This window comes from Streptomyces sp. NPDC088915 (assembly GCF_044749825.1).
Lineage (GTDB): Bacteria > Actinomycetota > Actinomycetes > Streptomycetales > Streptomycetaceae > Streptomyces.
Genome location: NZ_JBIVIR010000006.1, coordinates 232,359 through 258,568 on the forward strand (window position 1 = coordinate 232,359; position 26,210 = coordinate 258,568).

The 26,210-nt window shown below is 73.0% G+C and carries 26 protein-coding genes; 16 read left to right on the forward strand and 10 right to left on the reverse strand.

The window, feature by feature from the left end:
* The first annotated feature begins 156 nt into the window (after positions 1-156).
* The 12 genes from ACIP5O_RS13575 to ACIP5O_RS13630 all read left to right on the forward strand — a co-directional run bounded on the left by ACIP5O_RS13575 (position 157) and on the right by ACIP5O_RS13630 (position 14,507).
* Positions 157-1,446 (forward strand): DUF6716 putative glycosyltransferase, encoded by a 1,290-nt coding sequence (locus tag ACIP5O_RS13575; protein WP_401292387.1) that lies wholly within the window; start codon positions 157-159, stop codon positions 1,444-1,446.
* On the forward strand, positions 1,446-2,942 hold the full coding sequence (locus ACIP5O_RS13580) for a cytidylyltransferase domain-containing protein (protein WP_401292389.1): 1,497 nt from the start codon (positions 1,446-1,448) through the stop codon (positions 2,940-2,942). The genes ACIP5O_RS13575 and ACIP5O_RS13580 overlap by 1 nt, the downstream gene beginning before the upstream one ends.
* A gap of 11 nt (positions 2,943-2,953) precedes the next feature.
* Positions 2,954-3,847 (forward strand): N-acetylneuraminate synthase family protein, encoded by an 894-nt coding sequence (locus tag ACIP5O_RS13585; protein WP_356541478.1) that lies wholly within the window; start codon positions 2,954-2,956, stop codon positions 3,845-3,847.
* Positions 3,844-5,055 carry a hypothetical protein gene (locus ACIP5O_RS13590; RefSeq protein ID WP_401292391.1) on the forward strand — a complete coding sequence of 404 codons (1,212 nt, stop codon included), beginning with the start codon at positions 3,844-3,846 and terminating at the stop codon, positions 5,053-5,055. Before ACIP5O_RS13585 ends, ACIP5O_RS13590 begins: the two co-directional genes overlap by 4 nt.
* A 150-nt stretch (positions 5,056-5,205) precedes the next feature.
* Entirely contained in the window at positions 5,206-6,429 is a 1,224-nt protein-coding gene (locus ACIP5O_RS13595) for an amidohydrolase (protein ID WP_401292393.1), read from the forward strand.
* A 362-nt stretch (positions 6,430-6,791) separates the two neighbouring features.
* A complete protein-coding gene (locus ACIP5O_RS13600) occupies positions 6,792-7,853 on the forward strand; it encodes a BMP family protein (protein ID WP_401292395.1) in 1,062 nt (353 codons plus the stop codon).
* Positions 7,854-7,960: 107 nt separating this feature from the next.
* Positions 7,961-9,676 (forward strand): ABC transporter ATP-binding protein, encoded by a 1,716-nt coding sequence (locus ACIP5O_RS13605; RefSeq protein ID WP_401292397.1) that lies wholly within the window; start codon positions 7,961-7,963, stop codon positions 9,674-9,676.
* Complete coding sequence (locus tag ACIP5O_RS13610) at positions 9,673-10,791, forward strand: ABC transporter permease (protein ID WP_356541486.1); 1,119 nt, start codon at positions 9,673-9,675, stop codon at positions 10,789-10,791. The genes ACIP5O_RS13605 and ACIP5O_RS13610 overlap by 4 nt, the downstream gene beginning before the upstream one ends.
* Positions 10,788-12,050 (forward strand): ABC transporter permease, encoded by a 1,263-nt coding sequence (locus ACIP5O_RS13615; RefSeq protein ID WP_401292401.1) that lies wholly within the window; start codon positions 10,788-10,790, stop codon positions 12,048-12,050. The genes ACIP5O_RS13610 and ACIP5O_RS13615 overlap by 4 nt, the downstream gene beginning before the upstream one ends.
* Positions 12,047-12,451 carry a cytidine deaminase gene (locus ACIP5O_RS13620; RefSeq protein ID WP_356541490.1) on the forward strand — a complete coding sequence of 135 codons (405 nt, stop codon included), beginning with the start codon at positions 12,047-12,049 and terminating at the stop codon, positions 12,449-12,451. Before ACIP5O_RS13615 ends, ACIP5O_RS13620 begins: the two co-directional genes overlap by 4 nt.
* Before the next feature lie 82 nt (positions 12,452-12,533).
* Positions 12,534-13,811: a thymidine phosphorylase gene (locus tag ACIP5O_RS13625; protein WP_401292403.1), complete on the forward strand. Its 1,278-nt coding sequence runs from the start codon at positions 12,534-12,536 to the stop codon at positions 13,809-13,811.
* Positions 13,812-13,916: 105 nt separating this feature from the next.
* The gene (locus ACIP5O_RS13630; RefSeq protein WP_401292405.1) at positions 13,917-14,507 is read left to right on the forward strand and encodes a Uma2 family endonuclease; all 591 of its coding nucleotides are present in this window, start codon (positions 13,917-13,919) and stop codon (positions 14,505-14,507) included.
* On the opposite strand, the gene ACIP5O_RS13635 is transcribed toward ACIP5O_RS13630, so the two are convergent.
* Entirely contained in the window at positions 14,504-15,163 is a 660-nt protein-coding gene (locus ACIP5O_RS13635) for an HAD family hydrolase (RefSeq protein ID WP_401292408.1), read from the reverse strand. The two genes, ACIP5O_RS13630 and ACIP5O_RS13635, sit on opposite strands and share 4 nt — an antisense overlap.
* A 74-nt stretch (positions 15,164-15,237) precedes the next feature.
* Between ACIP5O_RS13635 and ACIP5O_RS13640 the strand changes: the two genes are divergently transcribed.
* The gene (locus ACIP5O_RS13640) at positions 15,238-15,528 is read left to right on the forward strand and encodes an STAS domain-containing protein (protein ID WP_401292411.1); all 291 of its coding nucleotides are present in this window, start codon (positions 15,238-15,240) and stop codon (positions 15,526-15,528) included.
* Here ACIP5O_RS13640 and ACIP5O_RS13645 read toward each other — a convergent pair.
* The 3 genes from ACIP5O_RS13645 to ACIP5O_RS13655 all read right to left on the reverse strand — a co-directional run bounded on the left by ACIP5O_RS13645 (position 15,517) and on the right by ACIP5O_RS13655 (position 18,659).
* Positions 15,517-16,488 carry a sigma-70 family RNA polymerase sigma factor gene (locus tag ACIP5O_RS13645; protein WP_401292413.1) on the reverse strand — a complete coding sequence of 324 codons (972 nt, stop codon included), beginning with the start codon at positions 16,486-16,488 and terminating at the stop codon, positions 15,517-15,519. The two genes, ACIP5O_RS13640 and ACIP5O_RS13645, sit on opposite strands and share 12 nt — an antisense overlap.
* An 82-nt stretch (positions 16,489-16,570) precedes the next feature.
* Entirely contained in the window at positions 16,571-17,278 is a 708-nt protein-coding gene (locus ACIP5O_RS13650; protein WP_401292416.1) for a L,D-transpeptidase family protein, read from the reverse strand.
* Between the two features lie 121 nt (positions 17,279-17,399).
* The gene (locus ACIP5O_RS13655) at positions 17,400-18,659 is read right to left on the reverse strand and encodes an MFS transporter (RefSeq protein ID WP_356541501.1); all 1,260 of its coding nucleotides are present in this window, start codon (positions 18,657-18,659) and stop codon (positions 17,400-17,402) included.
* Between the two features lie 62 nt (positions 18,660-18,721).
* Here ACIP5O_RS13655 and ACIP5O_RS13660 point away from each other — a divergent pair, with 62 nt between their 5' ends.
* A complete protein-coding gene (locus tag ACIP5O_RS13660) occupies positions 18,722-19,693 on the forward strand; it encodes a LysR family transcriptional regulator (RefSeq protein WP_401292419.1) in 972 nt (323 codons plus the stop codon).
* A gap of 5 nt (positions 19,694-19,698) precedes the next feature.
* Here ACIP5O_RS13660 and ACIP5O_RS13665 read toward each other — a convergent pair whose 3' ends face one another.
* Positions 19,699-20,472, reverse strand: a complete 774-nt coding sequence (locus tag ACIP5O_RS13665) for an alpha/beta hydrolase (RefSeq protein WP_401292422.1) — start codon at positions 20,470-20,472, stop codon at positions 19,699-19,701.
* Between the two features lie 188 nt (positions 20,473-20,660).
* Here ACIP5O_RS13665 and ACIP5O_RS13670 point away from each other — a divergent pair, with 188 nt between their 5' ends.
* Both ACIP5O_RS13670 and ACIP5O_RS13675 read left to right on the forward strand, forming a co-directional pair.
* Positions 20,661-21,815, forward strand: coding sequence for an adenosine deaminase (locus tag ACIP5O_RS13670; RefSeq protein WP_401292425.1), 1,155 nt, complete (start codon positions 20,661-20,663; stop codon positions 21,813-21,815).
* A gap of 185 nt (positions 21,816-22,000) precedes the next feature.
* Entirely contained in the window at positions 22,001-22,354 is a 354-nt protein-coding gene (locus tag ACIP5O_RS13675) for a hypothetical protein (protein ID WP_401292427.1), read from the forward strand.
* Between the two features lie 77 nt (positions 22,355-22,431).
* Here the strand turns inward: ACIP5O_RS13675 and ACIP5O_RS13680 are convergent, their stop codons facing one another.
* The 5 genes from ACIP5O_RS13680 to afsQ1 form a co-directional block, all read right to left on the reverse strand.
* On the reverse strand, positions 22,432-22,632 hold the full coding sequence (locus tag ACIP5O_RS13680) for a PspC domain-containing protein (RefSeq protein WP_401292429.1): 201 nt from the start codon (positions 22,630-22,632) through the stop codon (positions 22,432-22,434).
* An 88-nt stretch (positions 22,633-22,720) separates the two neighbouring features.
* On the reverse strand, positions 22,721-23,302 hold the full coding sequence (locus ACIP5O_RS13685) for a VanZ family protein (protein WP_401292432.1): 582 nt from the start codon (positions 23,300-23,302) through the stop codon (positions 22,721-22,723).
* Positions 23,303-23,351: 49 nt separating this feature from the next.
* Positions 23,352-24,005 carry a hypothetical protein gene (locus ACIP5O_RS13690; RefSeq protein WP_401292434.1) on the reverse strand — a complete coding sequence of 218 codons (654 nt, stop codon included), beginning with the start codon at positions 24,003-24,005 and terminating at the stop codon, positions 23,352-23,354.
* Entirely contained in the window at positions 24,002-25,531 is a 1,530-nt protein-coding gene (locus tag ACIP5O_RS13695) for an ATP-binding protein (RefSeq protein WP_401292436.1), read from the reverse strand. The genes ACIP5O_RS13690 and ACIP5O_RS13695 overlap by 4 nt, the downstream gene beginning before the upstream one ends.
* Positions 25,528-26,205: a two-component system response regulator AfsQ1 gene (gene afsQ1 / locus ACIP5O_RS13700; RefSeq protein ID WP_185893284.1), complete on the reverse strand. Its 678-nt coding sequence runs from the start codon at positions 26,203-26,205 to the stop codon at positions 25,528-25,530. Before afsQ1 ends, ACIP5O_RS13695 begins: the two co-directional genes overlap by 4 nt.
* Between the last annotated feature and the right edge of the window lie 5 nt (positions 26,206-26,210).

Here is a 26,210-nt window from a genome sequence, read left to right on the forward strand (position 1 = left end):
CCAAGCGGCGAGCCGATTAACCGCCTTTTCCCGAGTGGGGAATCCGGCCGCGGGCGGCCGGATCCCGACCCGCTTCAGCAGGCGGAGAGGCTCTGTTCACCGGTTGTTGTGGCTCAGTTGGGCCGAAGAGCGGAATGCCCTTCTAGCGTCCTCGACGTGCCATCACGTACCCGAGAAGCGATACGGGTCGCCGTACTCGCCGATTCCGACACCCGGTGGAAATGGGGCGCCCTCACCGCGCGCCGCATCACGGCGACGAGCGCCGAACCCACCGGCTTCGTCCTGCGCGGACGCGCCACCCCCACCGCCCGCCAGCTCGCCGAGACCGGGGTGTCCGCGGACGCCCCCCGCGAGGTGACGGGCGTGGAGTTCCTGCGCGCCGTACGGGACGCGGAGGCGCGCGGCGAGGGGTACGACGTCCTCGTCCTCGCCCTCGTCGGCGGCACCGTCCGGGCCGTCCTCCAGGGCCTGGCCGACCTGGGCCTCGCGCGGCGGCCCGTGATCGTCACCGGTTACGTCGGGGTCGTCTACGAGAAGCTGACCGACGGCCTGCTGCTGCGCCACGGCGCCGACGTCGTCCTCGCCAACTCCCGCCACGACGCCGAGCGCTTCCGCGCCGTGTACGAAGGGGTGGGCGCCGGGGCCGAGTCGGTCGTGGAGGCGGCGCTGCCCTTCCTCGGCGGCGCTCCGTACGCCCCCGCCGCAGGCCGCGACACCCTGGTCTTCGCCGCCCAGCCCTCCGTGCCCGCCACCCGCGCCGAACGCGCCCACGTGCTGCGGCGGCTGATCGGGCACGCCCGGCTCCACCCGGGTCGCGAGGTGCTCCTCAAGCTCCGCTCCAAGCCGGGCGAACACACCACGCACCTGGAGGAGTTCCCCTTCCAGAAGCTGGTCCGCGAGCTCGACCCGCCGGACAACTTCCGCCTCGTGTACGGGCACATGGGCGAGGTCCTCGACCGCACCGACCTGCTCGTCACCGTCTCCTCGACGGCCGCCCTGGAAGCCCTGCACCGGCGGATCCCCACCGCGATCCTCACCGACCTCGGGGTCCGCGAGGCGCTCGGCAACCACCACTTCGTCGGCTCCGGCCTGCTGACCTGCTTCGACCGCCTCGACGAGGGGCTCGCGCCGACGCCCGACGAGACCTGGCTCGCCCGCCAGGGGGTCGCCTCCGACGGCTCGTACGAGAAGGCCTTCGACGCGGCCCGCGACCGGGTCGCCGCCCTCCTGGCGCTGCCCGCGCTCCCCCCGATCACCCCCTACTACACCGCGGAGACGGCCTCCGGCTACCTGCCGGGGATCCTCGCCCGCCACCGCCTGGACGTCACCGCGCCGGAGGCCCGCGAGAGCGGCCTGCGCCGGGTCGTCCGGGAGGCCGCGCGGGGCGCGTACCGCCACGGCGTGCAGCGCGTCGCCCCCGTCATCCGCCGCCTGGGAGAACTCTGATGACCGCCGCACCCGCTTCCGGGCCCGCCGCGCCTGCGCCCGCGACCGCCGCGCCCGCTCTCGGGACCGCCGCGCCCGCGTCCGAGGCCGCCGCTCCTGCTTCCGGGCCCGCCGCGCCTGCGCCCGCGACCGCCGCGCCCGCTCTCGGGACCGCCGCGCCCGCGTCCGAGGCCGCCGCTTCCGGGCCCGCGCCCGCGTCCGAGGCCGCCGCCTCCGCGACCACCGCGCCCACCCCCGGGACCGCGCCCGCCGCCCCCGTGCACACGAGCCCCGCGGCCGTCGTGCTCGCCGTGATCCCCGCCCGGGGCGGCTCCAAGGGCGTGCCCGCCAAGAACCTCGCCCCGGTGGCCGGGGTCCCCCTGGTCGGCCGGGCCGTCCACGCCTGCCTGGGCGCCCGCTCCGTCACCCACGTCGTGGTCTCCACCGACGACCCCGCCATCGCGGCCGCGGCCCGCACCGCCGGCGCCGAGGCGGTGCACCGCCCCGCCGCGATCGCGGGCGACACCGCCACCAGCGAGGCCGCCGTCCTGCACGCCATGGACGCCTTCGAGGCCACCCACGGCCGCGCCGCCGACGTGGTCCTCCTCGTCCAGTGCACCAGCCCCTTCCTCACCTCCGCCGAGGTCGCCGAGACCGCCGACCGGATCCTCGCCGGCGCCGCCGACACGGCCTTCACGGCCGCCCCGTCGCACGGCTTCCTCTGGCGCGAGACGGGGGAGGGCGCCGAGGGCGTCAACCACGACAGGGCGCACCGCCCCCGCCGCCAGGACCGGGAGCCCGAGTACCTGGAGACCGGCGCCGTCTACGCCATGGCCGCGCCCGGCTTCCGCACCCACCGGCACCGCTTCTTCGGCCGCACCGCGCTCGTCGTCACCGACCCCGCCCGGGTCCTGGAGATCGACGACCCGCACGACCTGGCCCGCGCCAAGGCCCTCGCCCCGCTCCTGGACGCCCCCGTCACCCCCGGCTTCGCCGACGTGGACGCGGTGGTCCTGGACTTCGACGGCACCCAGACCGACGACCGGGTCCACCTCGACGCCGAGGGCCGCGAGTTCGTCTCCGCGCACCGCGGCGACGGCCTCGGCATCGCCGCCCTGCGCCGCGCCGGACTCCCCGTCCTCATCCTCTCCACCGAACAGAACGCCGTCGTCGCCGCCCGCGCCCGCAAGCTCCGGATCCCCGTCCTGCACGGCATCGACCGCAAGGACCGGGCCCTCAAGGAGTGGTGCGAGGCCGAGGGCATCGACCCGCAGCGCGTCCTCTACGCCGGCAACGACGTCAACGACCTGCCCTGCTTCCACCTCGTCGGCTGGCCCGTCGCGGTGAGCAGCGCCCACGACTCCGTACGGGCCGCGGCCCGCGCGGTCACCGTCACCCCGGGCGGCGCCGGAGCGATCCGCGAGATCGCCGCCTGGCTCCTCGGACCCGAGCTCGACACCCCCGTACGCGCCGACGCCGCGCGCACGACCCCCGCACGCACCACCACCGAACCCTAAGGACCCGCACCATGAGCACCCGTCTCCGCACCCTCGGCGCCAAGACCGCCGGCCCCGGGCAGCCCGTCTACGTCACCGGCGAGATCGGCATCAACCACAACGGCGAGCTGGAGAACGCCCTCGCCCTCATCGACGTCGCCGCCGAGGCCGGCTGCGACGCGGTCAAGTTCCAGAAGCGCACCCCCGAGATCTGCACCCCGCGCGACCAGTGGGACATCGAGCGGGACACCCCCTGGGGCCGCATGACCTACATCGACTACCGCCACCGCGTGGAGTTCGGCGAGGAGGAGTACCGGGCCATCGACGCGCACTGCAAGGAGCGCGGCATCGACTGGTTCGCCTCCCCGTGGGACACCGAGGCCGTCGCCTTCCTGGAGAAGTTCGACGTCCCCGCCCACAAGGTCGCCTCCGCCTCCCTCACCGACGACGAGCTGCTGCGCGAGCTGCGCTCCACCGGCCGCACGGTGATCCTCTCCACCGGCATGTCGACGCCGAAGCAGATCCGGCACGCCGTCGAGGTCCTCGGCAGCGACAACATCCTGCTCTGCCACGCCACCTCGACCTACCCGGCCAAGGCCGAGGAGCTGAACCTGCGCGTCATCCAGACGCTCCAGGAGGAGTACCCGAACGTCCCGATCGGCTACTCCGGCCACGAGACCGGCCTCCAGACCACCCTGGCCGCCGTCGCCCTCGGCGCCGTGTTCGTCGAGCGCCACATCACCCTCGACCGCGCCATGTGGGGCTCCGACCAGGCCGCCTCCGTCGAGCCCCAGGGCCTGACGCGCCTGGTCCGCGACATCCGCACCATCGAGACGGCCCTCGGCGACGGGGTCAAGAAGGTGTACGAGTCGGAGCTCGGCCCGATGAAGAAGCTCCGCCGGGTCCAGGGCGCCGTCGCCTCATGACCGGGCAGCTGGCGTTCGTCGAGAGCCCGGTCCAGCTCCTCAACGTCCTGGAATGGGCACACACCCGGGCCCCCGGCACGGGCATAGGCGCGGCCCCCGGCACGGGGGCACCCGCCACGGACACGGACACGGCCCCCGGCACCGGGGCACCCGCCACGGGCGCCCCCGCCGCCGGGAAGCCCGCCCCGGAGGCCCCCGCACCCGTCACGGCCCCCGGCACCACGCCAGCCCCCCTCACGGTCGTCGTCCTCTCGCCGACTGACCCCATGTCGCGGGGCCAGCTGCGCCGGATGGCCCAGCTGGCCCGCGACGAGGGCCTCACCGTCCACTGGCAGGAGGCCCGCGGCGGCCGGGGCGCCCTCGTCCGCACCCTGCGGCGGCTCGCCGGGCCGCTGCGCTCGGCGGAGCGGGTGATCATCGGGGACCCGTTCTCCCGGTACGTCCAGCTCCTCCTGACCCTCTTCGCCCCCCGGCACCTGACCGTGGTCGACGACGGCACGGCGACCATGGAGTTCGCCGCCCAGCTCGGCCGCGGCGAGCGCCTGGTCCGCTGGCACCGCAAGGGCAGCCTGGGCCCCCGCGAGCTGGTCCTCGCCCCCGTGACCACCCTGGCCCGGCGGCGGCTCGCCCCGGCCCGGGGCCGCACCGTCGAGATCTTCACCTCGCTGCCCGTGGAGGCGCCGGCGGGCGTCGAGGTCACCGAGAACTCCTACGCCTGGACCCGTGCCCGCTTCGGCCCGCCGCTGCTCACCGGCGGCGCGGACCTGGTCGGCACCTCGCTGGTGGAGACGGGCGTGGTCGACGCCGACCACTACACCCGCGTGGTCGGCGAGCTCGCCCGGACCCACGGCGCCACCCGCTACTTCGCGCACCGCAGGGAGAGCGCCGAGAAGCTGCACCGGATCGCGGTCGAGACGGGCCTCCAGGTGGTCCGGCCCGAGCTGCCCCTGGAGCTGATCGCCCGGCGCGGACCGGTCGGCCGCACGATCGTCAGCTTCCCGTCCACGGTCGTGCACACCCTGCCGCTCGCCCTCGCCGGCACGGGCGTGAAGGTCGCCGTCTGCGACATCGCGCCCGAGTGGCTGCGGGCGACCGCCTCCCCCCGCGCGCAGGGCTTCCTGTCCGGCGTGACGGGCACGGCGGCCCACGAGGTCGACCGGCTCACCGCGCGCAGGACCCCCGCCGTCGACCGGCTGGAGTTCGGGTGACGTTTCCCGCCGCACATACGGGGCAATCGGGTGAGGATACCCACATGGAGTGGTCCTTAAGCCCGGGAAATCGAGGTTCTTTCCCCTAACGGACTGAACTTTTCGTGATCAACGGGCAGTTGGCCACCCCGAAGGCCTACCCTTCAAAAGGTGAACCAGTTGAAGTCCCGTGAGCCAGGCTCCGCCACTCTGCCCGGAAAGCTGCCCGCGACCCTGCGTGACGAACTGATCGTCTTCCGCAGGGACTTGCACATGCACCCCGAGCTCGGGAAGCAGGAGTTCCGTACGACCGCCGCGCTCAAGGCCCGCCTGGAGGCGGCCGGGCTCGCGCCGGAGGTCCTTCCGGCCGGCACCGGACTCATCTGTGACATCGGCACCCCGGACCCGCGGCGGCCGATGCTGGCGATCCGCGCCGACCTCGACGCGCTGCCCATCCCGGACGTCAAGACCGTCGCCTACCGCTCCACCGTGGCCAACCGCGCCCACGCCTGCGGACACGACGTCCACACCACCTCCGTGCTCGGCGCGGGCCTGGTCCTCGCCGAGCTGGCCCGGCAGGGGCTCCTGCCGGGCGCCGTGCGGCTGATCTTCCAGCCCGCCGAGGAGGTCCTCCCCGGCGGCGCCGTCGACGTCGTCGAGGCCGGCGCCCTGAACGGCGTCGGCCGGATCATCGCCGTCCACTGCGACCCGAGGGTCGACGCGGGGAAGATCGGCCTGCGCGCCGGCCCCATCACCTCCGCCTGCGACCGGCTGGAGATCACCCTGGACGGCCCCGGCGGCCACACCGCCCGGCCGCACCTCACCACCGACCTGGTCACCGCCGCCGCCCGCGTCGCCACCGACGTCCCCGCCGTCCTGGCCCGCCGCGTCGACGCCCGCTCGGGCCTCTCGGTCACCTGGGGCCGCATCGAGGCCGGCCACGCCCCCAACGTCATCCCGCAGCACGCCGAGCTCTCCGGCACCGTCCGCTGCCTCGACCTGCCGGCCTGGCGCGACGCGCCCGACCTGGTGCACGCGGCGATCGACGAGGTCGCGGCCCTGCACCGGGCCAAGTCGACCGTCACCTACGTCCGGGGCGTCCCGCCGGTCGTCAACGACGCGGCCGTCGCCGAGCTGCTCCGCGACGCCATGGCCGCCCGGCGCGGACCGCACGCGATCGAGGACACCGAGCAGAGCCTCGGCGGCGAGGACTTCTCCTGGTACCTGGAGCACGTCCCCGGCGCCATGGCCCGCCTCGGCGTCCGCGTCCCCGGCGACACCCGCGTCCGCGACCTGCACGCGGGCGACTTCGACGTGGACGAGAGCGCCATCGAGGCGGCCGTGGAGCTCTTCACGGCGGCGGCCCTGCTCGACGGCGGCGCGCCGGAGGCCTGAGGGGCCCGGCGCACAGGAGGCCCGAGCGCCCCGGGACGCCGACCGCGACTCGCACGCCCGACCCGTACGCCCGAACGACGCTTTCCGGCCGGACGGACGCCCTCATCCGTCCGGCCCAGCCGTTCCCCCCGACGGCCCAGCGTCCGGCGTGTCCGCCGTACGCCCCCTGTCGCGGCGGGCGCCCCCGCCGGTATAACCGGCGGTACCGGGCCGAACGCCCTCGGTCGCCCCGCCCGGCCGGTTCGCGACGATCCGATAACGACTCATGAACGGGTCTTTAACTGACATCTACGCGCGTTACGATCGCCGCGAAACCAGCGCCGGAAGAGGCGCTTTCGGTCAGTCTTGAAGGGACCCTCCTCTTGCGCCGGATCACCAGGATCACGACCGTGGGCATCGCCTCCGCGGCGCTCGCCCTCTCCGCCACCGCGTGTGGCAAGTCCTCGACGGACTCCGGTTCCAGCAGCTCCAGCTCGGACTCGAAGACCGTCACGGCCGCCATCGCGTACGACATCGGCGGCCGCGGCGACCAGTCCTTCAACGACGCCGCCTACGCGGGCCTGCAGAAGGCCGAGAAGGAACTCGGCGTCAAGGGCAAGGAGGCCGAGCCCTCGGAGGGCGAGGGCGACGCCGACAAGGTGCAGCGCCTCACCGCCCTCGCCCGCTCCGGGAGCAACCCGGTCATCGGCGTCGGCTTCGCCTACGCCCCGGCGATCGCCAAGGTCGCCAAGGCCTACCCGAAGACCACCTTCGGCCTCATCGACGACACCTCGGTGACCGCCCCGAACATCGCCAACCTCGTCTTCAACGAGGAGCAGGGCTCCTACCTGGCCGGCGTCGCCGCCGCCAAGACGTCGAAGACCGGCACGGTCGGCTTCATCGGCGGCGTCGAGGTCCCGCTGATCAAGAAGTTCCAGGCGGGCTTCGAGCAGGGCGCCAAGGACACCAACCCCAAGGTGAAGGTGCTCGTCCAGTACCTGACCCAGCCGCCGAACTTCGACGGCTTCTCCAAGCCCGACCTCGGCAAGGCCGCCGCGCAGGGCCAGCTCGACAAGGGCGCCGACGTGATCTACGCCGCCGCCGGTCTGGCCGGCTCGGGCTCGATCGAGGCCGCCGCCGCCGCGGACAAGTGGGCCATCGGCGTCGACTCCGACCAGTACAACCAGGCGGGTCTGGCCTCCTACAAGGACCACATCCTGACCTCGGTCACCAAGGACGTCTCGGACTCCGTCTTCAACCTGATCAAGTCGGTCAAGGACGGCAAGCCGCAGACCGGTGAGATCCGCTACGGCCTCGCCCAGGACGGCGTCGGCCTGTCCGACTCCAACCCGGCGTACAAGAAGATGACCGACGTCATCGCCGCCGTGAACGAGGCGAAGAAGAACATCGTCGACGGCAAGATCACGGTCAAGACCACTCCGTAAGGAACCGCAGGTCAGCGACCTCAGGGCCCGGCGACGGTGGGACCCCCACCGGAGCCGGGCCCCGTTCCCGTACGGATTTTCATTTTTCGGCAGTGCTACGCGTGTAGATGTCTCCCTGGCACGATAGCTTCGCCCCGCCCTGCCCTCCCGCTCCCACTCCTTCCGGCCAAGGAGAGTGCGTCATCAACGCGTCCAGCCCCCCCGCCGTAGAACTGCACGGCATCACCAAGCGATTCCCCGGCGTCGTCGCCAACAAGGACATCGCCATCACGGTCCGCAAGGGCACCGTGCACGCCCTCATCGGCGAGAACGGCGCCGGCAAGTCGACCCTCATGAAGATCCTCTACGGCATGCAGAAGCCGGACGAGGGCACCATCGCCGTCGACGGCGAGCAGGTCACCTTCTCCAGCCCCGGTGACGCCATCGCGCGCGGCATCGGCATGGTGCACCAGCACTTCATGCTCGCCGACAACCTCACCGTCCTGGAGAACGTCGTCCTCGGCGGCGAGAAGCTCCACGGCATCGGCGCCAAGGCCCGGAAGAAGATCCGGGAGATCTCCGACCAGTACGGCCTCGGGGTCCGCCCGGACGCCCTCGTCGAGGACCTCGGCGTCGCCGACCGGCAGCGCGTGGAGATCCTCAAGGTCCTCTACCGCGGCGCCCGGATCCTCATCCTCGACGAGCCCACCGCCGTCCTCGTCCCGCAGGAGGTCGACGCGCTCTTCGACAACCTGCGCGAGCTCAAGTCCGAGGGCCTGACCGTCATCTTCATCTCGCACAAGCTGGGCGAGGTCCTGAAGGTCGCCGACGACATCACCGTCATCCGCCGGGGCACCACGGTCGGCACCGCCGACCCGAAGACCGCCACCACCAAGCAGCTCGCCGAGCTGATGGTCGGCAGCGAGCTGCCCTCCCCGGAGACCCGCGAGTCGACCGTCACCGACGTGCCGATGCTCCAGGTCCGGAACCTGACCCTGTCCGAGACCGGCGCCGTCGCCGCCGCCCCGCTGACCAGCGCGGCCCCGCCGGACCCGGCCGGGGGCGCCACCGTCCTGGAGGAGACCGCCGAGGGCCGCAGGCTCCTCGACGACGTCTCCCTCACCATCCACAAGGGCGAGATCCTCGGCATCGCGGGCGTCGAGGGCAACGGCCAGACCGAGCTGATCGAGGCCCTCATGGGCATGGCGACCCCGGACTCCGGCGTGATCACCCTCGACGGCCGGGACATCTCCAAGGTCTCCGTGCGCAAGCGCCGCGAGGGCGGCATCGGCTACATCCCCGAGGACCGGCACCGCCACGGCCTGCTCCTGGAGGCCCCCCTCTGGGAGAACCGCATCCTCGGCCACGTCACCGAGGCCCCCAACTCCAAGCGCGGCGTCCTCGACCCGAAGGCCGCCCGCAAGGACACCGAGCGGATCGTCCGCGAGTACGACGTGCGCACCCCCGGCATCGACGTCACCGCGGCCTCCCTCTCCGGCGGCAACCAGCAGAAGCTGATCGTCGGCCGCGAGATGAGCCACGCCCCCAAGTTCCTGATCGCCGCCCACCCCACCCGCGGCGTGGACGTCGGCGCGCAGGCGCAGATCTGGGACGCGATCCGGGACGCCCGCCGCGAGGGCCTGGCGGTGCTGCTGATCTCCGCCGACCTCGACGAGCTGATCGGCCTCTCCGACACCCTCCGGGTCATGTACCGCGGCAAGCTGGTCGCCGACGCCGACCCCGCCACCATCACGCCCGAGGAGCTGGGCTCCGCCATGACCGGCGCTGCCACCGGCCGACTCGAAGGCACCGAAGAGCACCCCGGAAACGGTGACGCCCGATGATGAAATTCGACAAGGACCGGCTGATCCTGGGCGCGGCGGGACCGGTGCTCGCGCTGGTCTCCTCGTTCGTGCTCACCGTGCTGGTGCTGCTCGCGACCGGACTCGACCCGATCGAGCCGATCCGGATCATGATCGAGAACGCCGGGTATTCCGACATCCAGGTCCTGATCGTCAACCAGACCGGGATCTACTACCTCGCGGCCCTGGCCGTGGCGGTCGGCTTCCGGATGAACCTCTTCAACATCGGCGTCGACGGCCAGTACCGGCTCGCCGCGATGGTCTCCGCCCTCGTGGGCGCCTCCGTCGAGCTGCCGGGCCCGCTGCACATCCTGCTCATCGTGCTCGTCGCGATGCTGACCGGCGCCTTCTGGTCCGGCATCGCCGGCATCCTGAAGACGACCCGCGGCGTCTCCGAGGTCGTCTCGACGATCATGCTCAACGCCATCGCGACCTCCCTGGTGGCCTGGCTGATCCTGCCGAAGAACTTCGGCGTCCAGCCCGAGGGCTCCAACAACCTCACCACCGGTGAGATCGCCGAGTCCGGCTGGTTCCCCGGCATCGACATGGGCGAGGGCAGCGGCGTCATCTACGGCTTCACCTTCGTGGCCCTCGCCCTCGGCGTCGTCTACTGGTTCGTCCTCAACCGCACCCGGTTCGGCTTCGACCTGCGCGCCACCGGCGCCAGCGAGTCCGCCGCCCAGGCCAGCGGTGTCGACGCCAAGAAGATGATCCTCACCTCGATGCTGCTCTCGGGCGCGCTGGCCGGCCTCTCCGGCATGCCGACGCTGCTCGGCGAGTCCCACACGTACAGCCTCGACTTCCCGGTCGGCGTCGGCTTCACCGCCATCACCATCGCGCTGCTCGGCCGCAACCACCCGGTCGGCATCTTCTTCGCCGCCCTCCTCTTCGCCTTCCTCGACAAGGCGTCCTCGTCGCTCGACACCTTCGGCTACCCGAAGGAGATCACCAAGATCATGCAGGGCATCATCGTGATCGCCGTGGTCGTCTCCTACGAGCTCGTCCGCCGTTACGGCCTCCGCCGCCAGCAGCAGAAGGTCGGCGAGGAACTCGCCGCCGGCGGCGCCCTCAAGACCGACAAGGAGGTCTCGGCATGAGCACCGCCGCTGCCACCAAGCCGAGCGCCGCGCCCAAGGGCGGCGGACGCCGCAAGCTCACCCTGCCGTGGATCATGCTGATCGTCGCGGCCGGCCTCGTGCTCTTCTCGCTGGTCCGGGTCGTCTCCGGGGCCAATGACCTCACCTCCGTGGGCCAGGTCTCCGGCGCGCTCCAGCTCGCCGTCCCGATCGGCCTCGCCGGCCTCGGCGGTCTGTGGGCCGAGCGCGCGGGCGTCGTCAACATCGGTCTCGAAGGAATGATGGTCCTCGGCACCTGGTTCGGCGCCTGGGCCGGCTACCAGTGGGGCCCGTGGACGGGCGTCCTCTTCGGCCTCGTCGGCGGTGCGATCGGCGGTCTGCTCCACGCGGTCATCACCGTCACGTTCAACGTGAACCACATCGTCTCCGGTGTGGCGATCAACATCCTCGCGGTCGGCTTCACCCAGTACCTGTCGAACTTCACGTTCGCCGAGGCCGAGGGCGGCTCCTCCAAGCAGTCCCCCCGCATCGAACAGATCACCAAGATCACCGTTCCGGGGCTCTCCGACTGGTTGCAGGACCTCCAGGCCAAGCACTGGTTCCTGATCTCCGACCTCGCCGGCATCCTCGGCGGCCTGGTCACCAACCTGTCGCTGCTCACCGTCGTCGCGATCCTGCTGATCCCGGCCACCTGGTGGATCCTGTGGCGCACGGCCTTCGGCCTGCGGCTGCGCTCCTGCGGCGAGAACCCGGTCGCCGCCGAGTCCCTGGGCGTCAACGTCTACAAGTACAAGTACATCGCCGTCACCGTCTCCGGCGCCCTCGCCGGCCTCGGCGGCGCCTTCCTCGCGATCGTCGCCACCGGCATCTACCAGGAGGGCCAGACCGGCGGCCGCGGCTACATCGGTCTCGCCGCGATGATCTTCGGCAACTGGATGCCCGGCGGCATGGCGCTCGGCGCCGGACTCTTCGGCTTCACCGACAGCCTCAAGCTGCGCGGCGGCGCCGAGAACGTCCACGCGCTGCTGCTCCTGGTCGCGCTGCTCCTGGTGATCGCCGCCCTCTGGCAGCTGTACCGGAAGAAGTACGTGGTCGCGGTGGTCTCCGCCGCCTTCTCCGCCGTCTTCTTCCTCTGGTACGCGCTGACCGACGAGGTCCCGAGCCAGTTCGTCGACGCCGCCCCGTACGTCACCACCCTGCTCGTGCTCGCCCTGTCGGCACAGCGCCTGCGGATGCCGAAGGCGGACGGGTTGCCGTACCGGAAGGGCCAGGGCAAGTGACCGCGAAGCTCTCCGAGTCCGACTGGGAGGCCCTGCGGGTCACGGCGCGCGAGGCGATGTCCCGCGCGTACGCCCCGTACTCGGGCTTCCCGGTCGGCGCGGCGGCCCTCGTGGACGACGGGCGGACGGTCTCCGGCTGCAACGTGGAGAACGCCTCCTTCGGCCTCGGCCTGTGCGCCGAGTGCGGGCTCGTCTCGCAGCTCCAGGCGACCGGCGGCGGCCGGCTGACCCACTTCGTCTGCGTGGACGGCCGGGGCGAGTCCCTGGTCCCGTGCGGGCGCTGCCGTCAGCTCCTGTACGAGTTCGGGGGCCCCGAACTGGTCCTGGAGACCCCGGCCGGTCTGCTGACCCTGGCCGAGATGCTCCCGCAGGCCTTCGGCCCGGAACACCTGTCCCAGTAGCACTTCGGAGCGGCCCTTCCGGCACGATGGAAGGGCCGCTCCTCCTTTCCCCCTCTATGCGCGTAGAAAGAGGCACCACCCCATGGACGTCATCTCCGTCATCCGTACGAAGCGGGACAAGGGCGAGCTGAGCCCCGAGCAGATCGACTGGGTCATCGACGCGTACACCCGCGGCGCGGTCGCCGACGAGCAGATGTCCGCCCTGGCCATGGCGATCCTGCTGAACGGCATGAACCGCGACGAGATCGCCCGCTGGACCGCGGCCATGATCGCCTCCGGCGAGCGCATGGACTTCTCCTCCCTCTCCCGGCCCACCGCCGACAAGCACTCCACCGGCGGCGTCGGCGACAAGATCACCCTCCCGCTCGCCCCGCTCGTCGCCGCCTGCGGCGCGGCCGTGCCGCAGCTCTCCGGCCGCGGCCTCGGCCACACCGGCGGCACCCTCGACAAGCTGGAGTCCATCCCCGGCTGGCGGGCGCTGCTCTCCAACGAGGAGATGCTGCACGTCCTCGACACCACCGGCGCGGTCATCTGCGCGGCGGGCGACGGCCTGGCCCCGGCGGACAAGAAGCTGTACGCGCTCCGCGACGTCACCGGCACCGTCGAGGCGATCCCGCTGATCGCCTCCTCGATCATGTCCAAGAAGATCGCCGAGGGCACGGGCTCGCTGGTCCTGGACGTCAAGGTCGGCACCGGCGCCTTCATGAAGAACATCGAGGACGCCCGCGAGCTGGCCTCCACCATGGTCCGGCTCGGCACCGACAGCGGCGTGAGGACGGTCGCGCTGCTCACCGACATGTCGACCCCGCTCGGCCTGACCGCGGGCAACGCCCTGGAGGTCCGCGAGTCGGTCGAGGTCCTCGCGGGCGGCGGCCCGGCGGACGTCGTCGAGCTGACGATCGCGCTGGCCCGCGAGATGCTCGACGCGGCCGGGATCAAGGACGCCGACCCGGCGAAGGCCCTCGCCGACGGCTCCGCGATGGACGTCTGGCGCCGGATGATCGCGGCCCAGGGCGGCGACCCGGACGCGACCCTCCCGGTCGCCCGCGAGCAGCACGTCGTGACGGCCCCCTCCTCCGGCGTCCTGACCCGCCTCGACGCCTACGACATCGGCATCGCCGCCTGGCGCCTGGGCGCGGGCCGCGCCCGCAAGGAGGACCCGGTGCAGGCGGGCGCGGGCGTCGAGCTCCACGCCAAGCCCGGCGACACGGTCACGGCGGGCCAGCCCCTCCTGACCCTCCACACGGACACCCCGGAGAAGTTCGACTACGCCCTGGGCTCCCTGGAGAACACCTGGGACATCGCCCCGGCGGGCACGTCCTTCACGGCCTCCCCGATCGTCCTGGACCGCATCGCCTGACACCTGGGCATATGCGCCTGACACGTCCAGGCGAACGGGACCGGTGGACCCCCGCCGGTCCCGTTCGGCATGCTGGGATCGGTGACGCACTGATTGGAGACCGCCGTGAGCGCACTCACCGTCGACTCCGCGGGGGCCAACGGCCGCGACTGGGACGACCTCGTCCGGATCTGGGAGGAGACGGACGCGCCCGAGGGCTGCAAGGTGGAGATCATCGAGGGGATCATCACCGTGTCACCGCCGCCGTCACCCCTGCACAACGACATCGCCGACGAAGTCCAGAGGGCGCTCTACGGGGTGATCCCCCGCGACCGGGGGGTCTACCAGACGCAGGCCGTCACTCTGCCCACGCGCGCGGGGATGTTCATTCCCGACCTCCTCGTGGCTCCCAAGGGGGCCGTGCGCGAAGCCCCTCTCGCGATCCAGGCGTCCGACGCCGAACTCGTCGTCGAGATCACCTCGCGGAACAACGCGAACCACGACCGGATCGTGAAGCTGCAGGCCTATGCCACCGCCGCCGTCCCCCTCTACCTGCTCGTCGACCGCTGGCACTCCGGCCGCCCCACCGCGACCCTGTACGGCGAGCCGAAGAAGGGCCTGTACCGGGTCCTCGACGCGGTCGAGTTCGGCCGGGAACTCCACCTCCCCGCCCCCTTCGACCTCACCCTCGACACCGGAACCTTTCCGCTCGGCTAGAGCCCCGTCCCCGCCAGCAGCCCCGGCAGCGTCCGCATGTCCTCGAAGACCACCGTCCCCTGGCCCGCCAGGCGGTCCGCGCGGGTCAGGCCGCCGCAGTAGCCGAAGGCGCGCATTCCGGCGGCGCGGGCCGCCTCGACGCCGTACGGGCTGTCCTCGACGACGGCGCACCGCGCGGGCGGGACGCCCATCGCGGCGGCGGCGTGCAGGAAGAGGTCCGGGGCGGGCTTGCCCCGGGCGACGTCACGGGCGCTGAAGATCCGGTCCTCGAAGCGCTCCAGGAGCCCGGTGCGGCCGAGGTTCCGCCGGATCGTGGGGTGGCTGCCGTTGGAGGCGAGGCAGTACGGGACGGACAGCGCGTCCAGGACGTCGGCGACGCCCTCGACGGCGGTCAGCTCGGCGTCGAGCGCGTCCTCGTACCGCTGCCGGAAGGGTTCGTGCCAGCCGGGCTCCAGGGGGCGCCCGATGCGTTCCTCCAGGATCGCCGTCAGGACCTCGTGGGAGGAGCCCACGAACCGCTCGACGATCTCCGCCTCGGTGAACTCCGCCCCGAGGCCGGCGAACACCTCCCGGTCCACCCGGCAGTAGATCCGCTCGCTGTCCACCAGTACGCCGTCACAGTCGAAGATCACCAGTTCGACGGGTTCGAGAGTCATGACCGGGAGCCTAGGGGGTGTCCGGCGGAGGGGCCTTCCGATGAGTTCCCGCCCGCGCTCCGGTCTCACCGGACGTGGACACCAGTCAGCCGGGCACCAGCCGGCCCCTCGTCGTGACCCTGAGCGCCCGGCCCGGGCGGGAGGAGGTCGAGCGGCTCTGCGCGGAGCTCGCCGCCGCCCCGCCCGCCGAGGTCGTCTGCGAGGCCGGCGCGCTCGTGCCCGACGGGCTCGCCGCCGTCGACGCCCTGGCCCGGCTGAAGCTCGCGGCGGTCCGGCACGGCCACCGCCTCCGGCTCCACGGAGCGGGCCCCGAGCTGCGGGCCCTGCTCCGGCTGACGGGGCTCGACGGGACCCTAGGCCTCTAGCCTCGCAGGCAGGTCGAAGAGCGGGAACCAGCGCTCGGTGTCCAGGAAGAAGTCCATCCCCGCCACCTTGCCCTCCCGCAGCTCCAGGACGATCAGCGCCCACGGGCCGTAACCGCCCTCCGGGTCCGGGTGGTAGTGCGCGAAGGCCGGCGAGCCGTTGGCGACCGTCGGCACCAGCTTCGAGCCGCGGCAGACGTCACCGACGCCCAGCATCCAGCCCACGATGTCGTCGTGCCCCCGGAGCCACAGGTCGTACGGCGGCATGGACATCGTCGCGTCCTCGTGGAGGAGGGCGGTCAGCGCCTTCATGTCGTAGCCCTCGAAGGCGGCCACGTACCGCTCCAGGAGCGCCTTCTGCTCCTCGTCCAGCGGGTCCGCCGGGTCGGAGGAGGCCGGCGCCTGCTCGGCCAGGGTCGCGCGGGCCCGCTGCAGCGCGCTGTTCACCGAGGCCACGGAGGTGTCGAGCAGCTCCGCCACCTCGCTCGCCTTCCACGCGAGCACCTCGCGCAGGATGAGGACCGCCCGCTGCTTGGGCGGCAGGTGCTGGAGCGCGGCCACGAACGCGAGCCGCACGGTCTCCCGGGAGACGGCCGCCTCCGCCGGGTCCGCCACCGAGGGCAGCACCCGCCCGTCCGGCACCGGCTCCAGCCAGGTGATCTCGGGCTGCTTCACGAGCTGCGCCCGCTCCACCGGCGTCGGGGAGGTCAGGTCCATCGGCCGCGCCCGCCTGTTCCCCGCGTTCAGCGCGTCGAGGCAGACGTTGGTCGCGATCCGGTACAGCCAGGACCGCAGCGAGGAGCGGCCCTCGAAGGAGTCGAGCGCCTTCCAGGCCCGCACCATCGTGTCCTGCACCGCGTCCTCCGCCTCGAAGGAGGAGCCGAGCATCCGGTAGCAGTAACCGGTCAGCTCACGGCGGTACTTGTCGAGTTCCTCGGTCGTCGCGATCGCTGCGTCGCTCATCGGTGCACACCCCGCTCGCCCTCACCGGCACCCGTTCGGTGCCGATGGGAGCGAAGCTACCGCAGCGCACTGACAGCCGGGGTCAGGTTCCCGGCTTGCGCCCGTACACGTAGACGTCGTCGCCGTTGCGCAGCAGGTTCCAGTACGCCTTCGCGTCGGCCGACGTCATGTTCACGCAGCCGCCCGAGCCCGGCGGGTTCCACATCGACTTGGTGGTCGAGTGGAAGGCCTGGCCGCCGTCGAAGAACTGCGCGTACGGCATGGAGACGTGGTAGAGCGTCGACCAGTGGTCGATGTTCCGCCAGTAGATCTTCTTCGGGCCGGTACGGGTCTCCGTGCCGTTCTTGCCCGTGCGCACCGGCACCGGGCCGTACTTCAGCTTGGCGCCGTCCTGGATCCAGCTCAGCTGCCGCGTCAGGTCCACGCAGGCGATCCGGCCCTTGTCGGTCGGACACTTGCGGTCCTTGTTCGGGTTCTTCCCGGCCGCCTTCTGCTGGTTCATCGTGTTCATGGTGCGCCAGGTGATCTCCCCCGCGTACCCGGCGGACGGCGTGATCCCGTGCTTCTTCTGGAAGGCCTGGATCGCCTTGCAGTCGGCGGACGACTGGCGCCCGTCGACCGGCCGGCCCAGGAACTTCTCGACCTGCTTCTGGTACGGCCCGGTCGTCACGTTGCAGGTCGCGGCCTCCGCCGTCCCCGTCCCGAGCGCGACCGTCAGCGGCACCACCAGCGCCGTCAGACCGGCCGTGACGACCGCCCTCCGGCCCGTCCGGCGTATGACTTCCCTCATGTCCTCTGCACCCCCTGGAGTCCTGTCCCCGAAGACGTACGGAGGAGTCTGGCGGTTGCGGCCCGCCCGGGGAAGAGGGGCTTCCGTCACGGGCGGGCCGCCGCGGGGCGCCCGGCGCGCCTCAGGCGGTCGCCGGACGGATCCGCCGCGCCTCCACGCGCGCGCTGTGCGTGCCGTACAGGGTGATCGAGACGACGCCGAGGACCGCGACCAGGCCGATCAGGACCGTGCCCGCCCAGCCGCCCGCGTGGAAGGCGACCGCGCCGAGCGTGCCGCCCGCGCTGGAGCCCAGGTAGTACGCCGACTGGTACAGCGCCGAGGCCTGCGCCCGGCCCGTCTTCGCCGTGCGGCTCACCGAGGAGGACGCGACCGCGTGGCCCGCGAAGAAGCCGGCCGTGATCAGGACGAGGCCCGCCAGGACCGCGGGGAGCGCGTCGGCCAGCGAGAGCAGCAGGCCCGCGGCCGTGGTGGTCACCGCCAGGTAGAGCGCCCCGCGCCGGCCGAGCCGCCCGACCAGCTTCCCGGCCGCCGCCGAGGAGACCGTACCGACCAGGTACACCAGGAAGACCGAGCCGATCACGCCCTGCGGCAGCGAGAACGGGGCCTCCACCAGGCGGTAGCCGATCACGGTGTACACCGCGCCGAAGACCGTCATGAACAGGGCGCCGATCGCGTAGAGCCGCATCAGGAGCGGGTCGGCGAGGTGGCCGCGCACGGTCCGGGCCAGCGCCCTCGGGTGCAGCGTCCCGGGCGTGAAGTGCCGGGCCTTCGGGAGCAGCGCCCGGAAGGCGAGCGCGCACGCCAGGGAGACCAGGCCCACGGCGGCCACGCCCGCGCGCCAGCCCCACACCTGGGCGATCCAGCCGGACACGATCCGGCCGCTCATCCCGCCGATGGAGTTGCCCGCCACGAAGAGGCCGATCGCGCCGACCAGCGCCTTGGGCCGCACCTCCTCGGCCAGGTACGCCATCGCGGAGGCCGGGAGCCCGGCGAGCGCCGCGCCCTGGAGCGCGCGCAGCACGACCAGGGACTCCAGGTTCGGGGCGAGCGGCACCAGGAGCGCCAGGGCGACCGCGACCGAGAGGGAGACGGTCATCGTCGCGCGCCGGCCGAAGCGCTCCGAGAGGGCGCTGAACGGCAGGACGCACAGGGCGAGGGCGCCGGTCGCGGCGGAGACCGTCCACGAGGCGGCCGAGGCGGTGGCGCCGAAGTCGGCGGAGATCGCCGGGAGGAGGGCCTGCGTGGAGTAGAGGAGGGTGAAGGTCGCGAGCCCGGCGGCGAAGAGCGCGAGGCTCATGCGGCGGTAGCCGGGGGCGCCGGGGGAGAGACGGGTGTCGGCGGACGCGTGGGTGGCGGCCGCCCTGGTACTGGCGGAAGGCATGCCACGAACGTAGGACGACGGGTTTCATGCGTCCAATGCACGGAACTGCTGTAATCGTTCCCATGGTGCATGAGTACAGGTCACAGCCCCGGCTGTCACCGAGCAGTAACGAAGAAGACATGGGACTGCTGCTCGCGCCCCGGCTCGCGTACTTCGCGGCCGTCGCCCGGCACGAGCACGTGACCCGGGCCGCGGCCGAGATGGGCGTCCCCCAGTCCACGCTCTCGCGGGCGATGGTCCGGCTCGAACAGGACCTCGGCGTGACCCTCTTCGCCCGCCGGGGCCGCACGGTCTCCCTCACCCCGGCGGGCCGCCGCTTCCTCACCGCCGCCGAGCGGGCCCTGGCCGAGGTGGAGCGGGCCGCCGACACCGTACGGGCCGACGCCGACCCGGCCGCCGGGCGGGTCGCCTTCGGGTTCCTGCACACCATGGGCTCCGAGACCGTCCCCGGGCTCATCCGCGCCTTCCGGGTCGACCACCCCCGGGTCCGCTTCACCCTGGTCCAGAACTACGGCGAGGCCATGATCGAGCGGCTGCGGGCCGGCGACCTCGACCTCTGCCTGACCTCGCCGGTGCCGGACGCGCCCGACCTGGTGGCCCGGCGCCTGGACGAGCAGCGACTGCGGCTCGTCGTCCCGGACGACCACCGGCTCGCGACCCGCAAGCGGGTGCGGCTCGCGGAGGCCGCCGACGAGACCTTCGTGACCCTGGAGCCGGGGTACGGGCTGCGCCGCATCACCGACGACCTGTGCGCGGAGGCCGGGTTCAAGCCCCGGGTGGCCTTCGAGGGGGAGGAGGCCGAGACCCTGCGCGGCCTGGTCGCCGCCGGGCTCGGCGTCGCCCTGCTGCCCCCGCCGGCCGTGCCCCGGCCCGGTGTCGTCGAACTGACCGTCACCGCCCCGCGCGCGGTCCGCGAGATCGGGGTGGCCTGGCTCGACGGCCACCCGGACACGGCCCCGGTGGCCGCCTTCAAGAAGTTCCTCCTGAGCCGGCGCGGCCACCTGCTCCCGAAGGAGCCCTCGCCCCCGGCGTGAGGCGGTCACGTCCGCCGCGCGCCCCCGAACCCCGCCGCGAGCGGCATCCGCAGGCCGAGCGGCGGGGGCGCGGCGAAGGCGTCGGTCAGGGGGCGGGCGACCGGCCGGGCGAAGAGGGCGCCGAGGACGAAGTCGACGGCCAGGGCCCGGACCTCGTCCGCGTACTGGCGCAGCGCGTGGCCGTCCGAGTGCACCTCGAAGCGGCAGGTCTCCCGGTTCGCCTTCTTCGCCCGCTCGGCGAAGCGGAACGACAGCTCCGGGTCCGTACGGGCGTCGTTGGTGCCGTGCACGAGCAGCACCCGGCGCCCCACCAGCTGCCGCACCGGCTCCGGTTCGGCCGCCACGTCGTCCTCGGGGAGCCAGGGGGCGAGCGCCAGGACCGCGCCGACCGCGTCCGCCCCGGCCGCCCGCAGCGCGGCCCGTCCGCCGAGCCCGTGCCCGGCCAGGCAGACCGGGACGTCGCCGTAGCGCCGTACGGCCTCCTCGACCGCCCAGGAGGCGTCCGCCGCGAGGTCCGCGTCCGCGCCGTTCCAGCCGCGCGCCCGGTAGCGCACCACGTGCGCGACGAGCCCCTCGGCCCGGCCCGCCCGCACCAGGGCGCGCCCGAGCGGGACCATCGCCGCGTGGGCCCGCGCGGAGGCCCGGCGCCTCGACGACGGCTCGCCGTCCGGGAGGAGCAGCACCACGCCGCCCACCGCCGACGTGCCGGAACCTGCGACGGACCGTCCGAGCCGGGGTCTCCGTGCGTCGGGCGGCCCCACGAGTGCGAAGTGCGCCATGGCAGAACAGTCTCAGAAGCGGAGGTGTACGCCAGCCGTACGCGCGGTCACTGTTGCGTATCGCCGCCGGGGCCCTCGAACGGACGTGCCCGGCAAGCCCGTTCGAGCCCGGCGGGCGCCGCCGCGAACGTACGGGAAGGCGAGCGCCACGAGGGGCGCTCTACGCGCGTAGGGGCTAGAGTGCGGCAATGACGAGCCAGACCCACAGCGTCCCCACCGCGGACCGGATCCGCCGCGCCCCGAAGGTGCTGCTCCACGACCACCTCGACGGCGGGCTGCGCCCCGGCACGATCATCGAACTCGCCCGCGAGCAGGGCTACGAGAACCTCCCCGAGACCGAACCCGACAAGCTCGGCGCCTGGTTCAGGGAGGCCGCCGACTCCGGGTCCCTGGAGCGGTACCTGGAGACCTTCGCGCACACCTGCGCCGTCATGCAGACCCGGGAGGCCCTCTTCCGCGTCGCCGCCGAGTGCGCCGTCGACCTCGCCGAGGACGGCGTCGTGTACGCGGAGGTCCGCTACGCCCCCGAGCAGCACCTGGAGGGCGGCCTCACCCTCGAAGAGGTCGTGGAGGCCGTCAACGCGGGCTTCCGCGAGGGCGAGCGGCGGGCCAGGGAGGACGGCCACCGCATCCGGGTCGGGGCCCTGCTCACCGCCATGCGGCACGCGGCCCGCTCCCTGGAGATCGCCGAACTCACCAACGCCTACCGCGACTCCGGGGTCGTCGGCTTCGACATCGCGGGCGCCGAGGCCGGCTACCCGCCCACCCGCCACCTCGACGCCTTCGAGTACCTCAAGCGGGAGAACAACCACTTCACGATCCACGCGGGCGAGGCCTTCGGGCTGCCCTCCATCTGGCAGGCGCTCCAGTGGTGCGGCGCCGACCGCCTCGGCCACGGCGTCCGGATCATCGACGACATCGAGGTCGCGGACGACGGCTCGGTGCGCCTCGGCCGCCTCGCCGCCTACGTCCGCGACAAGCGGATCCCGCTGGAGATGTGCCCCTCCTCCAACCTCCAGACCGGAGCCGCCGCCTCGATCGCGGAGCACCCCATCGGCCTGCTGCGCAAGCTGCACTTCCGGGCCACGGTCAACACCGACAACCGCCTCATGAGCGGCACGAGCATGAGCCGTGAATTCGAGCTGCTGACCGAGGCGTTCGCTTATACGCTCGACGACATGCAGTGGTTCACGGTCAATGCGATGAAATCGGCGTTCATTCCTTTCGATGAACGACTGGCCATGATCAATGAGGTCATCAAGCCCGGCTACGCCGAACTCCGGTCCGAATGGCTGTTCCAGCAGACCGCCGCGACCAGCGGGTCTTCCGGCACGGAGGACTGAGCGGAGCCCCCGGGAGGGGCGGAGGCGGCCGGGACGGCACGACATCCGGCCGCTTTCCGGTGTTTGCGGAGGGTCCCCCCGCTGGTTAGGTTGCAGAGCCGCTCTGCGTTCCCCCTGTCATTCCCCGGATTTCCCCGCACGGCTTTTCCCGAAGCCCCCGGATTCCCCCTTAGGAAGTTCCCCAGATGAAGCAGTCCGCCAAGAAGCTCGGTGTCGTCGCCCTCGGTGCCGCCTTCGCCGCTGCCGCCGCCGGCACGGCCTCCGCCGCGCCCGCAGCCCCCGACGCGCTCGGCCTGGTCACCCAGACCGTCCCGCTGGGCGACGGCCTCGGCGAGCTCCCCGACGACGCCGCCAAGGGGCTCGACGCCGGACAGGGCGCCCTCGGCCAGGGCCTGGACCAGGTCACCAGGACCCTCCCGACCGCCGCCGGCCAGGCCACCCAGAACCTCCCGCTCGGCACCGCCACCAGCGGCCTCGGCGCCACCCCGCTCGGCGGACTCCTCGGCGGCCTGCCCCTGAACGGCCTGCCGCTCGGCTGACCCGGCCCGTACGACGGCCGAGGGGGCGCGCACCCGGAAGACCCCGGGTGCGCGCCCCCTCGTCGTGCGCGCGGCGGCTACCAGGCCGCGCTCGCCGTCTTCTCGGCCGGCAGCAGCAGCCACAGCGCCAGGTACACCAGGAACTGCGGGCCCGGCAGCAGACAGGACGCCAGGAAGATCACGCGCATCGTCGTCGCGGAGGTGCCGAAGCGCCGGGCGAGCGCCGCGCACACCCCGCCGATCACGCGTCCGTCACGGGGGCGGATGAGTGCGGCCATGGTGGGCTCCTTCAGGTCGGTCCGGGAGCCGCTCCGTCGGGCTTCCGATGACTCCATACTGCGGTCGAAAGGGGGACGAAGCGTCGGTCTACCGGGCGATCGGGACCCTGGGAATCGTCGGGGTCGCACCCTGAGAACCCTCGTTCCGCGGCAGGACGGAACCCCGGCCGCGCCCGGTCCCTCCGGAGGACCCCGGACGGCCCGCACCCGACCTGCGGCGCAGCCAGACCCGCCCGGCCGGCACGAGCAGGAGGTGCGCGAGGACCACGCCCGCCGTGTTCAGGAGCACCGAGTCCACATCCACGACCTGCCCCGGCACCGCGGTCTGCAACAGCTCCACCGCGAGCGACACGAGCGCCCCGGCGGCGGCCGTCCGGACCAGGGAGGCCCAGCCGGGCACGTCGAGCCGCCCGTCGGCCATCGGGAGCAGCACCCCGAGCGGGGCGAGCAGCAGCAGGCCCTCGCCGATCAGCCGGACCGCCTCGGCGGACCCCAGCGCGAGATCGGCCCGCAGGCCGTCCAGGGGCACCGTGTTCGGCGCGGTCACCCAGGCCACGTCCCGTGGGCGCAGACTGACCCAGGCGACGAGCAGCAGATGCGCGACGAGGAGGACGAACCCCGTCGCGCGGACGACCACGGCGGCACTGCCGCCCGAACCTTGACGCTGCACGCCCCCCAAGACGCCCCCGGGAGCGGAATCGGTTCCGCCGCGCGACGACTCAGCCGGTCGGGGCCGCGGGGGACGACCCCGGGACCGGCCCCGACGCCGAGGCCGTCGGCGGCGGGGCCGTCGGCGGCGCGGACTCCGGGCGCTCGCGCAGCTCCGTCGTACAGCGGTAGCGCTTCGGCGCGTACGGGCCGGGGCCGCCGAGCAGGACCGTGCGGTCGCCCGCGCCCGCCGAGCTCTCCGCGAAGGAGCAGACGACCTGCGACAGGGCGACCGGCGTCAGGTCCTCCGGCTGCCGGCTCAGCCGCAGCGTGCCCACCGGGTCGCCCCGGTGCCCGCCCTTCACCGCCAGCGGACCGCGCACCGCGGTCGTGAACCCGGCCCGCCGCTCGCCCTCCGAGGGCGCGGCGAGGAGCTGCGTGAGCAGCAGCCGGGCCGTCCGCACCGGATCGGCGTCGGCCTTCCCCTCCGGCAGCGGCGAGCGGCGGTCCACCGTCTCCAACTGCGAGCCGCAGACCAGGAACACCCGGACCGGCACGCCCCCGACCGCGGCCCCGGTCGTCCCGTCCCCGGCCGTGGCGCACGGCACCCGGGACGGGGCCGCGCCCGCGTCCACCGGGACCGACGTCGTCCTGATCCCGCAGCCGGCGACCAGGGCGGCGAGCGCGACCGCACCGGCCGCGCGCCCGAAGGTACGGCGCCTCACGCTTCCTCCACCTCGCCCCGGCCGCTGCGGGTCCTGACCTCGCTGGTGATCCCGGAGGCGTCCAGGGGCAGCCGCAGCACGAACACCGCGCCGTCCGCCTCCCCCTCCTCGCCCACCGAGTTGGAGGCCGTGATCGAACCGCCGTGGATCAGGGCGTTCTCCATGGCGATCGACAGGCCGAGACCGCTGCCCTCGGACCGCGGCCGGGACGCGCTGGCCTTGTAGAAGCGGTCGAAGACGTGCGGCAGCACCTCCTCGGGGATGCCGGGGCCGTGGTCGCGGACCGCGATGACCAGCTCCCCGTCCTCCGTGCGCACCGACACCCGCACCGGCGAACCGCCGTGCTTGAGCGCGTTCCCGATCAGGTTCGCCAGGATCACGTCCAGTCGGCGCGGGTCGAGCGGCGCCACGATCCCGCGCTCGGCGTCGAGCTCCACCGCGTCCAGCCACGCGCGCGCGTCGACGCACGCGGTGATCTGGTCGGCGATGTCCACCTCGTCCAGGACGAGCCGGGCGGTGCCCGCGTCGAAGCGCGTCACCTCCATCAGGTTCTCCACCAGGTCGTTCAGGCGCCGGGTCTCGCTCACCACCAGCGCCACCGCGGGCGCGATCATCGGGTCCAGGGAGTCCTGCTCGTCCTCCAGGACCTCCGTGACGGCCGTCAGGGCGGTCAGCGGGGTGCGCAGCTCGTGCGACATGTCGGCCACGAAGCGCCGGCTGGACTCCTCCCGCGCGCTCATGTCCGCGACCTTCTTCTGCAGCGACTCGGCCGCGCCGTTGAACGTCCGGGTGAGGTCGGCCAGTTCGTCGGCGCCGGTCACCCGCAGCCGGGTGTCCAGCTTCCCCTCGCCGAGCTGCCGCGCCGCCTCCCCGAGCCGGTGCACCGGACGCAGCACGGTCGTCGCCGCGACCTGCGCGAGCAGCACCGAACCGGCCACCGCGAGCGCGGTGGCGATCCCGAGCGACCAGGCCAGCGAGTTCAGGTCGGCCTTCTCCGCCGCCAGCGACTTGAACATGTAACCGGCGGGCCCGCCGCCGTCGATCCGCACCCCGCCCACCAGGTACGGCGTCCCGCCCCGCTCCGTGCGCTGCCAGAACAGGTGGTACGGATACGGGTTGGCGTCCGTCACCGGCCGCCGGGTGTCCACGGCGTCGCGCAGCGGACGCGGCACGTCGGCCAGGGTGAAGTCGTCCGGGTCCGAGGCGCCCACGATCGGCTTGCCCTCGTCCCGCTCGCCCAGCAGCAGCACCTGGTAGCCGGCGCTGCCGCTCGCCATCTGCTCGGCGGTCCGCCGCAGGTCGTCCTGGCCGGGCCGCAGCGGCAGCGTCGCCACCCGGTTCTGCATCTCCTGCCGGAAGTCGTTGAGCGCCCCGTCCTGGGTGCGGGTGAGCACCGCCTCGCGGTTGAGCCAGTACGCGATGCCGGAGGCGGCGACGGCCGCGGTGAGCGCGACCAGGGCGAAGACGACGACGAGCCGCAGGCGCAGGCTGGAGAGGCGCAGCCGCGCGAGGATCCCTCTGCTCACGCAGGGACGTCCAGCCGGTAGCCGACGCCGCGCACGGTGCGGATCAGGGTCGGCGAGGACGGCACGTCCTCCACCTTGGCGCGCAGCCGCTGCACACAGGCGTCCACGAGCCGCGAGTCGCCCAGGTAGTCGTGCTCCCACACCAGCCGCAGCAACTGCTGCCGGGACAGCGCCTGTCCGGGCCGTCGGCTCAGCTCCAAGAGCAGCCGCAGTTCGGTCGGGGTGAGCTGGAGGTCCGCGCCGTTCTTGGTGACCGTCATCGCGGACCGGTCGATGACCAGCGAGCCGTACGTCGCCGAGTCCGTCGACTCCCGCTCCCCGCGCCGCAGCACGGCCCGGATGCGGGCGTCCAGGACCCGGCCCTGCACGGGCTTGACGACGTAGTCGTCCGCCCCGGACTCCAGGCCCACGACCACGTCGATGTCGTCGCTGCGCGCGGTCAGCAGGATGATCGGCAGCTGATCGGTCCGGCGGATCCGCCGACAGACCTCGAAGCCGTCGATGCCGGGCAGCATGACGTCGAGCACGACCAGGTCCGGCCGCTGCTCGCGCAGCAGCTGGAGGCCGTCCTCGCCCGTGGCGGCGGTGGCCACCCGGTGACCCTGCCGGGACAGGGACAGCTCGAGAGCCGTACGGATGGCGTCGTCGTCCTCGATCAGCAACAGAAAAGGCACGGCAG

Coding starts and splice junctions, on each gene's coding strand:
- ACIP5O_RS13580 (WP_401292389.1), top strand. CDS start 1,446: ATGACCGCCGCACCCGCTTCCGGGCCCGCCGCGCCTGCGCCCGCGACC.
- ACIP5O_RS13585 (WP_356541478.1), top strand. CDS start 2,954: ATGAGCACCCGTCTCCGCACCCTCGGCGCCAAGACCGCCGGCCCCGGG.
- ACIP5O_RS13590 (WP_401292391.1), top strand. CDS start 3,844: ATGACCGGGCAGCTGGCGTTCGTCGAGAGCCCGGTCCAGCTCCTCAAC.
- ACIP5O_RS13605 (WP_401292397.1), top strand. CDS start 7,961: ATGTCTCCCTGGCACGATAGCTTCGCCCCGCCCTGCCCTCCCGCTCCC.
- ACIP5O_RS13610 (WP_356541486.1), top strand. CDS start 9,673: ATGATGAAATTCGACAAGGACCGGCTGATCCTGGGCGCGGCGGGACCG.
- ACIP5O_RS13615 (WP_401292401.1), top strand. CDS start 10,788: ATGAGCACCGCCGCTGCCACCAAGCCGAGCGCCGCGCCCAAGGGCGGC.
- ACIP5O_RS13625 (WP_401292403.1), top strand. CDS start 12,534: ATGGACGTCATCTCCGTCATCCGTACGAAGCGGGACAAGGGCGAGCTG.
- ACIP5O_RS13635 (WP_401292408.1), bottom strand. CDS start 15,163: ATGACTCTCGAACCCGTCGAACTGGTGATCTTCGACTGTGACGGCGTA.
- ACIP5O_RS13645 (WP_401292413.1), bottom strand. CDS start 16,488: ATGAGCGACGCAGCGATCGCGACGACCGAGGAACTCGACAAGTACCGC.
- ACIP5O_RS13650 (WP_401292416.1), bottom strand. CDS start 17,278: ATGAGGGAAGTCATACGCCGGACGGGCCGGAGGGCGGTCGTCACGGCC.
- ACIP5O_RS13655 (WP_356541501.1), bottom strand. CDS start 18,659: ATGCCTTCCGCCAGTACCAGGGCGGCCGCCACCCACGCGTCCGCCGAC.
- ACIP5O_RS13660 (WP_401292419.1), top strand. CDS start 18,722: ATGGTGCATGAGTACAGGTCACAGCCCCGGCTGTCACCGAGCAGTAAC.
- ACIP5O_RS13665 (WP_401292422.1), bottom strand. CDS start 20,472: ATGGCGCACTTCGCACTCGTGGGGCCGCCCGACGCACGGAGACCCCGG.
- ACIP5O_RS13670 (WP_401292425.1), top strand. CDS start 20,661: ATGACGAGCCAGACCCACAGCGTCCCCACCGCGGACCGGATCCGCCGC.
- ACIP5O_RS13675 (WP_401292427.1), top strand. CDS start 22,001: ATGAAGCAGTCCGCCAAGAAGCTCGGTGTCGTCGCCCTCGGTGCCGCC.
- ACIP5O_RS13680 (WP_401292429.1), bottom strand. CDS start 22,632: ATGGCCGCACTCATCCGCCCCCGTGACGGACGCGTGATCGGCGGGGTG.